Here is a 13,136-nt window from a genome sequence, read left to right on the forward strand (position 1 = left end):
TAGGTGGCTTTTCGTTCATTTAAAGTTCCGGTATTTTATTTAATATACGAAAATCCGGTTGTTTTTTTTGATGATGCTTCGCACCCATCAAAAAAAACTAAAAAGGTATTGCAGAGCTTCGCCTTGTACCCAAAAATCAAACTGAGTCTTTTTGGATTTATAAAATATTGTTCCTAACTTTTACCATCCTCGTTTATGAAAAATAACATGAAAAACTACCTCAGATGGCCATTTTGCGCCATATTCTTCCTTGTTTTGCAATCGAATGCACAAACAAAGTTACCCATGCTTGGGATGACTACCTCTTACAAGAATGACAGTCTTTTATATGCTGAAGGGTTTACCTATATAGAAGAAACGGTCACCAGGATCTTATCGCCTGATATTCCGGAAGATACGTTCCGTTTGCGGTTACAGCAGATCCGCAAAATGCGCTGTAAACTGGAGAACTGTAACGGGTTCTTTCCCGGAACCATGAAGCTGGTTGGCCCGGCAGTAAATGAAAACCAGGTACTTACGTACGTGGATAAGGTGATGCAGCGGGCGAAGATTACCGGGATAAAGACAATTGTATTAGGAAGCGGGACGGCCCGGAATATCCCGGATGGGATTAATCATGATAGTGTGCGGGTACAATTTGTGAACCTATGCCGGAAAATGGCAGTGATAGCCGCCCGTTATGATTGTACCATTGCCATTGAGAACCTGAACACCACAGAGACCAACTTTGTGAATACCCTTGCCGAAGCCAATGATATCGTGAATGCTGTTCATCATCCTTATTTTAAGTTAACAGCAGATATCTATCATATGCTGAAGGAGCATGAGACCGCTGATAATATTGAAAAGGCCGGCAAAAACCTGGTGCATTGCCATATTGCTGAAAGAGAAAAGAGAACGGCTCCCGGCGTGGCCGGTGATGATTTCAGACCCTATATGCTGGCACTGCATCATATTGGCTTTACGGGGAAGATCAGCCTGGAATGCCGCTGGGATAATATGGAAAAACAGGGGAAACCTGCCCTGGAGTACTTACGCAATCAAATCATCTCATCTTATAAATAACACATAATGAAATCACGTCGTGAATTCCTCAAACAATCACTGCTCACCGGCGCTGGTGTTACTATCAGCGCAATGGGACTACCTGCCAGCAGTTATGCCCGCATCATGGGCGCTAACGACAGGGTTAATGTTGGTCTGGTTGGTTTCTCCGACCGCGCCCGCCAGGCATTACTCCCCTGCTTTTACAACAATAACAAAGAGCTGAACTTCGATATCATCGGGGTATCTGATATCTGGAAAAGGCGCAGAGAAGAAGGACAGGCTTTCCTGCAACAAAAGGCCGGTCATGATATCAAAGCCTATATCAATAATGACGAATTATACAAGAATAAAGACCTGGATGCTGTCATAGTGGCTACCGCCGATTTCCAGCATGCTTATCATACGATAGAAGCAGTGGGCAACCGCATGGATGTATACTGCGAGAAACCCTTTGCGGAAACAATGGACGATGCGCGTAAAGCGTTGAAAGCCGTGAAAGATTCCGGTAAGATATTCCAGGTGGGTACTCAACGCCGTAGCGGAGATAGTTATCATGCTGCCAATGACTTTATAAAGTCCGGGAAGTTTGGACCTATATCCATGGTAGAAATGACCTGGAACGTGAATCAGCCGGGACGTTGGCGCAGACCAGACCTGGTAAAGGAAATCCGTGAACAGGATACTGATTGGAAACGTTTCCTTGCTGGTCGTCCTGCTGACACATGGGATCCGCGTAAGTACCTGGAATTCCGTCTGTTCTGGCCTTATTCCTCTGGTATTTTTGGCCAGTGGATGACCCATCAGATCGATACGGTGCATTGGTTCAGCGGATTGAAACACCCACGTACAGCTGTAGCCAATGGTGGTATTTACCAGTGGAAAGACGGGCGTATCAATGCAGATACCATAACGGCGGTATTTGAATATGGCCCTGACAATGATCCTAAGAGCGGGTTCCAGGTAGCATATAGCTCCAGGTTCTCCAATTCTGCAGGTGGTACCAAGGAAATGTACTACTCTAATGGAGGAACTATTGATATTGATAAGAATAAGATCAGTCCTGCAGGTGGTTTAACAGAACGTGAAGCACAGGAAATGGGCATGCATGCGAATCTGTTACCTGAAATGACATTAGCTTCTACTGAAAGCAAAGTATCTACCGGTGCTAATACAGGCGGGGATGCTTTGACCAATGCACATATGAGGAACTGGATGCAGAGTGTGCGGGACCGAAAGCCTGCTAATGCTCCTATAGAAGCGGCATATTCCCACTCTATAGCGCTGATTATGGCGAATGCAGCTTATCGTACCGGGCAGAAAGCTACTTTTGATGAGGAAAGACAGGAAGTGATGGTAGGCGGGAAACCGTTTATCCTGTAAATAAAAAGAGAAAGGCCGTATCTGATGATACGGCCTCTTTATTTAAACAAATACTTCTACTATTTTCGTAGGCGCTACATTGGCATTCCTCATAGCAATACTACGTGCTGCATGACTTGCAAAACCAATAAAGGCCAGTTTAGTAGCATCATCTCCACTGATCATTGCCGGCACTCCATCATCTCCACCTTCGCGGATACTCTGTACCAGGGGAATTTGTCCTAGGAAAGGTATATCCAGCTGTTCTGCCAGGCGTTTACCACCATCTTTACCAAAGATGTAGTATTTATTATTAGGCAGCTCTGCCGGTGTGAAGTAAGACATGTTCTCTACCAGTCCGATGATAGGTACATTGATCTGAGAGCCGCTGAACATGGCAATACCTTTCTTGGCATCGGCCAATGCTACATCCTGTGGAGTAGTTACCATTACTGCTCCGGTTACAGGTACTGTCTGCACCAGTGTCAGGTGAATATCCCCGGTTCCGGGTGGCATATCTATTACCAGGTAATCCAGTTCTCCCCAGTTTACATCGGTGATAAACTGTTTGAGTGCGCTGCTAGCCATAGGGCCACGCCATACAACTGCCTGTCTTTCATCTATCAGCAAGCCGATAGACATCAGTTTGATACCGTGTTTTTCCAAAGGCACGATCATGCCTTTACCTTCCACGTTTACCATCTGAGGTCTTTCACCACGTACACCAAACATAATGGGAACGGAAGGACCATAGATATCAGCATCCATCAAACCTACCTTAGCACCGCCTTCAGCGAGAGCCAGGGCCAGGTTAGAGGCTACGGTAGATTTACCTACCCCACCTTTACCGGAAGCTACTACTATGATATTTTTCACCTGGGGCAATATGCCTTTGGCATCCTTACGGTTTGTGTTTACGTTGGCGGTCATGTTCACATGCACCACTGCTTCTTTACTTACCAGGTGGTGAATTGCATTCACACAGGCATTCCTGATCAGATCTTTCAGCGGACAGGCTGGCGTAGTCAGCACTACGGTAAATTTCACGTTATTGCCATCCACTTCAACATCCTTAACCATGTTAAGCGTTACCAGATCTTTACCCAGATCAGGCTCTTCCACATTGCTGAGGGCTTTATATATCTGCTCTATAGTGATCATAAATAGTTGTTAATTTTAATTCGAGACTGCAAAGTTAACCCAATTGAGAGTTAATTTGTCCCTCATGTCCATACTTTTTGTTGATGAGGTTTCCATTCATCATCTATATCGATCGTATGCGGCAGAATTTTCAACAAATCCTTTATCTTAGAGCCGGCATGCACAAGAAGATTACCTACATATTGTTATCATTTCTGTTTTTTCCGTTCCTGCTGAAAGCACAATTTGCTCAGTTTAAAGACAGTATCATACAAATTTCCGGTATAACCATGACTGCAGACAGTCTACGGGCCATTCCGGCAGTAAGCATCCTCGTAAGAGGACAGAACCGCGGTACCATCTCCAATACGCAGGGGGTGTTTTCTATCGTAGCGTTTAAAGGTGATACACTGACTTTCAGCGCGGTAGGTTTTAAACGGAAGGATTACAAGATTCCTGCATCTCTGCCCGGTAATAATTATTCGATGATCCAACTGATGATAGATGATACAACCTATCTGCCGGTGACCATCATCAAGCCCTACCCTACCAGGGAGGAATTTGATAAGGCTTTTGTGAGTTCGGATATCCCGGACGATGAATATGAAATAGCACGTCAGAATACACAACAGGCCCAATTACGCGCCCTTTCACGTTATACACCTCCGGATGCCCGTGAGGCCACCAATATGTACCTCAACAAACAGGCGCAGTCACTGTACTACGCAGGGCAACAGCCTCCCCAGAATATTCTGAACCCGCTGGCATGGGCACAATTCATACAGGCCTGGAAGCGGGGTGACTTCAAAAGCGGCAGTAACACGAAATACGGTTACGGTTATTAAAAATCAATACACCATATGCAACAAATTGCAGTTATCGGCGCTGGTACCATGGGAAATGGTATCGCCCACGTATTTGCACAAAACGGTTTTAAAGTAAACCTGGTAGATGTATCTGCCCCATCACTGGAGAAAGCGTTACAAACTATTGAAAAGAACCTCGACAGGCAACTGGCTAAAGAAAGCATTACCGCAGCGGTAAAAGACCAGACGCTTCAGAACATCACTACTTACACGGATTTATCTGCCGGTGTTAAAACAGCAGACCTGGTAGTGGAAGCAACCACAGAAAACATCGCGCTTAAATTAAAAATCTTCCAGGACCTGGATGCATATGCTCCTCCTGAGGCTATCTTAGCAACCAACACCTCTTCCATTTCCATTACACGTATCGCTGCTGCTACCAAACGTGCAGGTAAAGTGATAGGTATGCATTTCATGAATCCTGTACCAGTGATGAAACTGGTGGAGATCATCAATGGATATGCTACGGAGAAAACCGTTTCTCAAACAATTGTAACATTGTCTGAAAAGCTGGGAAAAGTACCATGTGTAGTGAATGATTATCCTGGCTTTATTGCGAATCGTATTTTAATGCCGATGATCAATGAAGCGATTTATTCTTTGTATGAAGGAGTAGCGAATGTAGCGGAGATTGATACGGTGATGAAACTGGGAATGGCACATCCGATGGGCCCTTTACAACTGGCCGATTTTATTGGACTGGATGTTTGTTTGTCTATATTGAATGTACTCCATGATGGTTTTGGGAATCCTAAGTATGCACCTTGCCCTTTATTAGTGAATATGGTAACAGCGGGATATCTGGGAGCTAAGAGCGGAGAAGGATTTTATAAGTATGAGAAGGGGAGTAAAGATCTGATAGTAAGTGAACGGTTTGTAAAATAATTATACCAGGGCTGATGAATATCAGCCCTTCTTTTTTACTTTGAAATACTATCCCCATATGAAAGGCTGAATTCTATTGTTATTTTTACACCCATGAGATATAAAACACCTGTGCTAAAGAAAGATCAGCCTGATGACTCCTATAAATTCCGGGCTCTGCCTGAACCAAGTGGAAAATATCCCTATCATTTATTGCTGAAAGATGTGATTCCTTCCATTAGCGACAGCAAAATCACATTCCATATGGTAGGCGATACAGGTAGCATACGCAGTCCGGATTTTCAGAAAAAAGTAGCAGGTGAAATGATCAGACAGTACCAGGAAGCAGGATCAAAGGAAGATCAGCCACAATTTCTCTATCACCTGGGAGATATAGTATACAATCATGGAGAAGCGACACAATACCAGCGGCAATTCTTTGATCCCTACAAATTATATCCGGGGCCAATATTCGCAATCCCAGGCAATCACGACAGTGATGTAAATCCGGATGCTGCCACTCCTTATAATACACTGGAACCATTCGTCACGGTGTTCTGTGATACCACGCCACATATAGTCGCTTTCAGTGGCGGATCAGAGAGAAAAAGCATGATACAGCCTAACGTATATTGGACACTCAAAACAACGTTAGCTAATATTATTGGTATGAGTAGTAATGTGCCAAAATTCGGCATTGTTACTGATGAACAAAAAGACTGGCTAAAAGAAGAACTGAAAGCCGCCAATGCTGAAAGACCCGGCAAAATACTGATCATCTGTATACATCATGCACCGTATACTGCTGACATCAACCATGGCTCCAGTATACCTATGATCACCTTACTGGAAAGTGTTTTTGAAGAAACAGGTATCAGACCCGATATCGTATTCAGCGGTCATGTACATAACTATCAGCATTTAATCAGACGATATCCTGAGGGACGTGCGATACATTATATTGTGGCCGGAGGCGGCGGATATGATGAACTACATCCGATAGCCTCTACTAATGACAACCGCTTCACCAATGATTATCCGGATTTTAACAATGTTGAACTACTCAGCTATTGTGATGATAAACACGGCTTCCTGAAAGTGACACTGGAAAGGACAGGCAAAGGATTGACACTGACAGGGAATTACTACGCGATTACACATAGTGATCTGAATAGCAGCGATTTTACAGCCAGGCTGGAAGATACATTTATACTGGAAAACCTGTAATGTTACTCTTATACCCTGGCAGTAGATACCGGTTGTATCTCCAGCCCGTGTATATCCTGTAATTTCAGCAAAGCCAGCTCCTGTACTGCTTTAGGTACGCCGATGTTCATGGAACAGAACAGTTGTAACTCCTGGGAGTAGATGGTGCAATTCTGTTGTTTTACAACCATCATTACCTCATTTAAAATCGTGTAATCAAAACTGAGATCGTATTTTACTTCTACGTTTTTTTGTACCGCAGGAATAAGTTGCAGTACCATTGCTGTAGACATTTTATAAGCGTTGATCAGTCCGGGCGCCCCTAATAATGTACCTCCGAAATAACGCACAACTACTACCAGCGTATCCGTCAGTTGTTTGCTGTCTATTTGCCCCAGGATGGGCTTGCCCGCCGTACCGGAAGGTTCACCGTCATCACTGGCGCGAAACTGTAATCCGTCTGTACCAAGACGGTAAGCGAAACAGTGATGTGTAGCTTTGGGGTGTTCCTTCTTCACTTCCTGCAGACATTCTTTTACCTGGTCCACTGTTTTCACCGGCCATGCATAAGCCAGGAATTTGCTGCCTTTATCTTTGAATTCTGCTTTTGCCGTTTTCTCTATAGTAAAATAAACTTCCATGTTCTTATTTTAGGGTGCAGGAGGTTGATAATTGATCAGTAACAGGTTGTTCTGTTTCAGATCGGTTTTAATCCGCACATATTTCTTTGTAGTACCTGCTGTGATTCTCATTACAGCGGTATTTGGGGGAATACTACCCAAATTGTCTGCCAGTAATAGCAAACGATTCTCTCCCGGTTCCAGTACAACAGATAACTGCTGTCTTTGTTTTAATACCGGGAAACCGGCGACTATCAACCGGTCATTGAGGCGGATGGAGACACTGTCTCCGTCTTCTGCCGCATCATCCCATAGTTCCAGTACTGCCTCCGGTGTTGTAACTGTCAGCTGGTCTACCAGACTGTTTTTACGTGAGGTTATACGCGGGTCCGGCTGCAATTTCTTCAACTCTGAAAGTGAAGGTACTGATACCATCGCCGGAGGCGATACTCTTGCAGGAGGTGACACAGGCACTGGCCCTGTTATTCGTGGAGGAGGAGATACAACAGGAACCGGTTTAAAAGGTGGTGGTGTCCTGTAAAACTGTGCTACCAGGAAAGTGGCGTATGCATTAGGCTTTTGTGAAAAATCGTAGGTGTAATAACCGCTGTCTGTCCTTGCCCTGAAAGCCCCAGTGTTAGGTGGGAGCCTGCCATAATTATCTGCAAAGAAAGTAAGTATGTTCATACCTGTATCCAGCGATATTGCGAGCACTTTATCTTCACTGCTGATAAACGCTCTGTCCAGCAGCAGGTTTCCGTTAAGTACTAATGATACAGTATCCTTATCAATTGCGTCCTCATCCCTTATCAGTATATTTAACATGGGATCTGATAAAGTGATTTTATCATAAATACCGAAGTAGATACTATCTTTTTCAGGATGTAAAATCCGGTTGGTATGCAGATGTACCCAGGGTGTATTGTTTATTTTTTTCAGGGCGATAGAATCCTGGTATAAGAAATTGCGTATCTCTACTTTGGTACTTTCATAGATTTCGTCATCATCATATAATCCCTTCATGAATAATCCGAAAGAGCTGATCCACATTCTTTTCAGGGATAGTACATTTTTATTGTAATCCAGTGTACCGTTGAGGTATAGCATCCAGGAGCCAAGTCTGAAAGGCTTTTCCTGTATGGGAAATTTATTCCTGCCTATGCCTAATTGCCCGTCATTCTTTTTAGCAAGCAGTAATTCATAAATACCAGAGAATTCACCGTATGATAGTTTTAGTTGTGCCGGGTATAGAGCATTACGCTCAGGCTTGCCTATCTGCAATTCTATCTGAATAGGAGCAGCCGTAGCGTATGGTTTATGTTCCATTCTCCAGGTGCCTGTCCATTTATCCGTCTGGGCTGTGGTTGTCAGCACACAGCATAATAATATCAGGGTTACTATAATTCTCATGATGTTTTCCTGTAGTACATAATCCGGTCTCCTTCCAGATCTGTTTCATTTGTGAGCAATGCGTTTTGTAGAACAGGAGCTGGCAGCCCGTCGGGGAACTGGGTTGTACCTATAATTATCCGGGCTTCATCCCATAATCCTGCTGAAATAAACTGTTGTAAAGTATTTGCACCACCTTCCACGAGTACACTTTGAATACTGCGTTCATGTAAGTGCTGCATTATCTGTGGTAATAGAGGCTGTTGAAAATCTACCTGTAGGGTTTCCTTTTGTTCGTCCTTCACTTCCGTGAAGAATAAAGTATTCCCCTTCCACAGATGATAATTACGGGGGATTTTCAAAGTACGGTCTATTACCAGCCGGATAGGATCTTTACCTGTCCATAGACGGTTATTCAGGCGGGGATTATCTGTGAGGGCAGTCGTTGTCCCTACCAGTATACTCATCTCCTCACTACGCCAGCGATGCACCAAACGATCACTAAAAGCATTTGATATCCTTACAGGCCTACCATCTGCCGGAGCGATAAAACCAGCAGGCGATTGCGCCCATTTTAATATAATATAAGGGCGTTTCTGCTCGTGAAAGGTGAAAAAGCGGCTGTTCAGTTCCCGGCATTCCCTTTCCAGTATCCCTGTGCGGACTTGTATACCTGCATTTTTTAATATCTCTATTCCTTTACCGGAGACTTTCGAGAACGTATCTACGCAACCTATGACTACCTCTTTTATCCCCTGAGCTACTATCAGATTCGCACAGGGAGGTGTTTTGCCATGATGGGCACAAGGTTCCAGGCTTACATAAATAGTAGAAGCCGGTATCAGTGGTTTATCTTCCTCTTTTACGGAGTTGACACAATTTACTTCTGCATGTGCAAAGCCATACTGGCGATGATACCCCTCTCCTATAATACGGCCCTTATACACCAGTACAGCACCTACCATGGGATTAGGCGCTACATGTCCTGCCCCCAGCTTTGCCAGCTGCAGGCAGCGTTGCATAAAAAATTCGTCGAAGGTGCTGTCCAATATTATACTTTTGTGTGCAAAAATATCGTTTCATCGGCGATTTTCCCCTGAACTTCAATTTTTTATGACATTACAAGCCGCATTTACACTGATCATCAATACACTGGGTCCTCTGCAAGGCAACAGGGAAGCGGCTAATATCGCTCATATAGTGATTGAACACATTACAGGAATGGGTAGGCTGGATAGGGTTATCCATAAGGATAAACTGCTCTCAGCTGTGGAGGAACAACAATTACAGCAGGCACTGGAAGCATTGCTTAAACACGAGCCTGTTCAGTACGTCACCGGTAAAGCCTGGTTTTATGGGCTGGAGTTTACAGTAAACAGTCATGTACTTATCCCCAGACCGGAAACAGAAGAACTGGTAGAATGGATTGTGAAGGATGTACAATCGCCAGTTAAAATACTGGATATAGGTACAGGTAGTGGAGCAATCCCCATTGCACTTAAAAAAGAACTCCCGGCTGCAACAGTATGGTCTGTAGATGTTAGTGCAGGAGCATTGGAAGTAGCTACTCAAAATTCCAGGGATTTAAAACTGGATGTTCATTTTGAACAAATAGATATATTAGATACTACAGCTACCCAGGCCTTGCCTATGTTTGATATAATAGTCAGTAATCCTCCTTATATCTGCGAAAGTGAACAGAAAGATATGGAAGAGCAGGTCATAGCCTATGAGCCAAAGATAGCCCTCTTTGTACCTGATAATGATGCTTTACTTTTCTACAGGCAGATAGGTTTGCTGGCTCAAAAAAAACTAACCACAGGTGGCTTGTTATACTTTGAAATAAATGAAGCTTTCGGGAAAGAAGTAGTAACATTATTAGAAGAACAGGGATTTAAAAATGTAACCTTAAAGCAGGACCTGTACGGGAAAGACAGAATGGTTAAAGGAGAAAATTGAGACATAAAAAAACCGACTACTGAGAGTCGGTTTTTATTTATACTAATTTCTTATCTGATCGAAATAATATCTTATCCTTTACTCTGCGGGTTCGCTGTCGCCAGCACCACCTTCGCCCCTATCTCCCTCGCCAGTTCCATGATCCTTACAATATCTTCTACCGGTACAGATTTTTCTGCATTGATAACAATAGTAGGATCTACATTTTCTTTAGATAAAACAGGAGCCAGCTTTTCTTTCAGACTTTCAAAAGGAACTTTATTAGTACCAATAAAGAACTCTCTTTTATCATTAATACTCACTACAACCGTCTGCTTAGACTTGGTATTGCTTTTCGCTTTGGGAAGCGTGAGTTTGATTACGTTTGGATTGGCCAGTGTAGATACAATCAGGAAGAACAACAACAGAATGAACAGGATGTCATTCAGTGCACCGCTGTTCATCTCCACGTGCCGTTTTAATTTTCTATTGCGTAAGTCCATATTTTATTACCTTGTCGGTTCTTGCAAAATATCAATAAACTCGGACGAAGCGCCTTCCATCTTATTGATCACTTTATCTATCTGTGCATTTAAAAAGCTGTAACCAATAAAGGCTACCAGACCAATGATCAGACCACTCGCAGAAGTGACCATCTTCACATAAATACCACCGGCAATTGTTCCCAGCGTGATATCGGATGTAAGAGAGATATTGTAGAAAGTCTGGATCATACCGGCAATAGTACCCAGGAAACCGAACATTGGAGCAATACCTGCTATGATAGACAGGATAACCAGGTTCTTTTCCATCTTGTATATTTCCAGCTTACCAACGTTCTCCATTGATTTTTCTATACTGTCGATAGGTTTGCCTATACGCTGTATACCTTTGTCTATCATACGGGCAATCGGACTGTTGGTGTTCTTTGACAAAGAACGCGCAGCCACAATGTTACCACTGGAAATGTGGTCCCTGATCATAGGCATAAAGTTATCTTCCAGCTTACCTGCCTTCGCAATAGTGAGATATCTTTCTACGAAAGCGAAAACAGCAATCACGGAAAGGATACCCAATGGTATCATTAACACCCCGCCCTTCATCAGCAGATCCCATAACCTGAGCGTCTGTTCCGGAGAAGCGATTTGACTTACCCCACCGGCTACTGTATCGGCCTTTGGCTGTAATAAAGAATCCTGTAATAATGTAACTAGTCCTAAGAGCATGAAAAAAATTTTAACCCTGCAAAAGTATTAAATTCAAATGCAATAAGAGGGAAGATACCAATAATATGGTAAACATTTAACGAATATCGCGCCAAAATATTATGAATGCTCTTCCCAAACCTGTGTCAGATACACGATTGTTTGTACAGCTTTCTGCATATCCTGGATGCTCACATACTCGTATTTACCATGCAACGCCATTTCCCCTGTGAATATATTCGGACAGGGTAATCCCATAAAAGAAAGGCGGGAACCATCTGTCCCTCCCCGGATGATCATCCGTAAAGGCGCTATACCGGCTCGTTTGATGGCCTCCTCGGCATAAGCCGTTACCTGCGGATGCAGGTCCAGCATCTCTCTCATATTGCGGTATTGCTCCGTAACCGTTAATGTGGCACTGGCCTGCGGATACTTCGCCATTACCGTTTCCATGATATTGCGCAGGAAGGCGGCATGTTCTTCCAGTTTGGAAGTGACAAAGTCGCGGAGAATGAAGTCTATCTCCGCCTGTTCTACGATACCATTCACTCTAACCGGGTGAATGAACCCCTGCCTGTCTTCCGTAGTTTCGGGAGATAAGCTGTCCTTAGGCAGGGCATCTATTATTTCAGCGGCTATTTTCACCGCACTTATTAATTTGTCTTTAGCAGTACCCGGGTGTACACTCACCCCCTTGATCACTATTTTAGCGCCGTCAGCAGAAAAGGATTCGTTTTCCAGAGAACCACGTTCCCCACCATCCATCGTATAACCAAACTGCGCTCCCAGCTTCTGCATGTCCAGCTTCTCCACACCACGACCCACTTCTTCGTCCGGGGTAAAGAGAATACGGATAGCTCCATGTTTAATCTCAGGATGATTGATCAGGAAATTAACAGCATCCATAATTTCAGCTACACCAGCCTTATCATCTGCTCCCAACAGGGTAGTACCGCTGGCAGTGATGATATCATCCCCTTTTCTCTCCTGTAAATACGTATGTACAGATGATTTTATTACAGTATCACCTTCAGGTAATATGATATCCCCACCGTCATAGTTATAATGAATAATAGGCTTTACATCTTTTCCACTGCAATCCGAAGAGGTGTCCATATGTGAGCAGAAACAGATAACAGGCACCTGCTTTTCTGTATTGGAAGGTAGTGTAGCATATACATATCCGTGTTCATCCAGGATAGCATCTGTGATGCCAATAGCCTGTAATTCGGCTACGAGTAAGCGTCCCAGGTCTTTCTGTTTTTCCGTGGATGGAAAGCTCTTGCTGAGCGGATCAGACTGCGTATCTATCTGAACATAACGCATAAAGCGTTCGGTCACCGTGTATTTATAATCGCTAAACATATTGCAAACGTACACAAATTGTAAATCAGACAGAAAATTTTACTGTTTATCAGCCTGTTTTCTGATTAAACAGAATATAATGCCTGATTAATTTATAAATTAAGAACAAAATACCAAATAATAAACATTTAACTATT

At 43.5% G+C, this 13,136-nt stretch carries 13 protein-coding genes; 6 read left to right on the forward strand and 7 right to left on the reverse strand.

Annotation, left to right across the window (positions count from 1 at the left end; all coding sequences use genetic code 11):
- Positions 1-195: 195 nt before the first annotated feature.
- Positions 196-1,065: a sugar phosphate isomerase/epimerase family protein gene (locus tag BMW86_RS02775; RefSeq protein ID WP_089778746.1), complete on the forward strand. Its 870-nt coding sequence runs from the start codon at positions 196-198 to the stop codon at positions 1,063-1,065.
- A gap of 6 nt (positions 1,066-1,071) precedes the next feature.
- Positions 1,072-2,427 carry a Gfo/Idh/MocA family protein gene (locus BMW86_RS02780; protein WP_089778748.1) on the forward strand — a complete coding sequence of 452 codons (1,356 nt, stop codon included), beginning with the start codon at positions 1,072-1,074 and terminating at the stop codon, positions 2,425-2,427.
- Between the two features lie 42 nt (positions 2,428-2,469).
- Here the strand turns inward: BMW86_RS02780 and BMW86_RS02785 are convergent, their stop codons facing one another.
- A complete protein-coding gene (locus BMW86_RS02785) occupies positions 2,470-3,567 on the reverse strand; it encodes an Mrp/NBP35 family ATP-binding protein (protein WP_089778751.1) in 1,098 nt (365 codons plus the stop codon).
- 158 nt (positions 3,568-3,725) lie between these two features.
- On the opposite strand from BMW86_RS02785, the gene BMW86_RS02790 reads away from it, so the two are divergent.
- The 3 genes from BMW86_RS02790 (at position 3,726) to BMW86_RS02800 (ending at position 6,503) form a co-directional block, all read left to right on the forward strand.
- A complete protein-coding gene (locus BMW86_RS02790) occupies positions 3,726-4,391 on the forward strand; it encodes a carboxypeptidase-like regulatory domain-containing protein (RefSeq protein WP_240915146.1) in 666 nt (221 codons plus the stop codon).
- A gap of 15 nt (positions 4,392-4,406) precedes the next feature.
- Entirely contained in the window at positions 4,407-5,297 is an 891-nt protein-coding gene (locus BMW86_RS02795) for a 3-hydroxyacyl-CoA dehydrogenase family protein (RefSeq protein ID WP_089778753.1), read from the forward strand.
- A gap of 93 nt (positions 5,298-5,390) precedes the next feature.
- A complete protein-coding gene (locus BMW86_RS02800) occupies positions 5,391-6,503 on the forward strand; it encodes a metallophosphoesterase family protein (protein ID WP_089778755.1) in 1,113 nt (370 codons plus the stop codon).
- An 8-nt stretch (positions 6,504-6,511) separates the two neighbouring features.
- Here the strand turns inward: BMW86_RS02800 and BMW86_RS02805 are convergent, their stop codons facing one another.
- The 3 genes from BMW86_RS02805 to ribD are packed head-to-tail and all read right to left on the reverse strand — an operon-like array spanning position 6,512 to position 9,540.
- Positions 6,512-7,123, reverse strand: coding sequence for an IMPACT family protein (locus BMW86_RS02805; protein ID WP_089778757.1), 612 nt, complete (start codon positions 7,121-7,123; stop codon positions 6,512-6,514).
- A gap of 9 nt (positions 7,124-7,132) precedes the next feature.
- Complete coding sequence (locus BMW86_RS02810; RefSeq protein WP_089778759.1) at positions 7,133-8,512, reverse strand: hypothetical protein; 1,380 nt, start codon at positions 8,510-8,512, stop codon at positions 7,133-7,135.
- Positions 8,509-9,540 carry a bifunctional diaminohydroxyphosphoribosylaminopyrimidine deaminase/5-amino-6-(5-phosphoribosylamino)uracil reductase RibD gene (ribD, locus tag BMW86_RS02815; RefSeq protein ID WP_089778761.1) on the reverse strand — a complete coding sequence of 344 codons (1,032 nt, stop codon included), beginning with the start codon at positions 9,538-9,540 and terminating at the stop codon, positions 8,509-8,511. Before ribD ends, BMW86_RS02810 begins: the two co-directional genes overlap by 4 nt.
- Positions 9,541-9,604: 64 nt before the next feature.
- Here ribD and prmC point away from each other — a divergent pair, with 64 nt between their 5' ends.
- Positions 9,605-10,450, forward strand: coding sequence for a peptide chain release factor N(5)-glutamine methyltransferase (prmC, locus tag BMW86_RS02820; RefSeq protein WP_089778763.1), 846 nt, complete (start codon positions 9,605-9,607; stop codon positions 10,448-10,450).
- Positions 10,451-10,521: 71 nt separating this feature from the next.
- On the opposite strand, the gene BMW86_RS02825 is transcribed toward prmC, so the two are convergent.
- The 3 genes from BMW86_RS02825 to pepT form a co-directional block, all read right to left on the reverse strand.
- Positions 10,522-10,932, reverse strand: coding sequence for an ExbD/TolR family protein (locus BMW86_RS02825; protein WP_089778764.1), 411 nt, complete (start codon positions 10,930-10,932; stop codon positions 10,522-10,524).
- Positions 10,933-10,938: 6 nt separating this feature from the next.
- Complete coding sequence (locus BMW86_RS02830; protein ID WP_089778766.1) at positions 10,939-11,655, reverse strand: MotA/TolQ/ExbB proton channel family protein; 717 nt, start codon at positions 11,653-11,655, stop codon at positions 10,939-10,941.
- 99 nt (positions 11,656-11,754) lie between these two features.
- Positions 11,755-12,999 (reverse strand): peptidase T, encoded by a 1,245-nt coding sequence (gene pepT, locus BMW86_RS02835; protein ID WP_089778767.1) that lies wholly within the window; start codon positions 12,997-12,999, stop codon positions 11,755-11,757.
- Between the last annotated feature and the right edge of the window lie 137 nt (positions 13,000-13,136).

The organism is Chitinophaga sp. YR573, assembly GCF_900110995.1.
In the GTDB taxonomy this organism is placed as follows: Bacteria; Bacteroidota; Bacteroidia; order Chitinophagales; family Chitinophagaceae; genus Chitinophaga.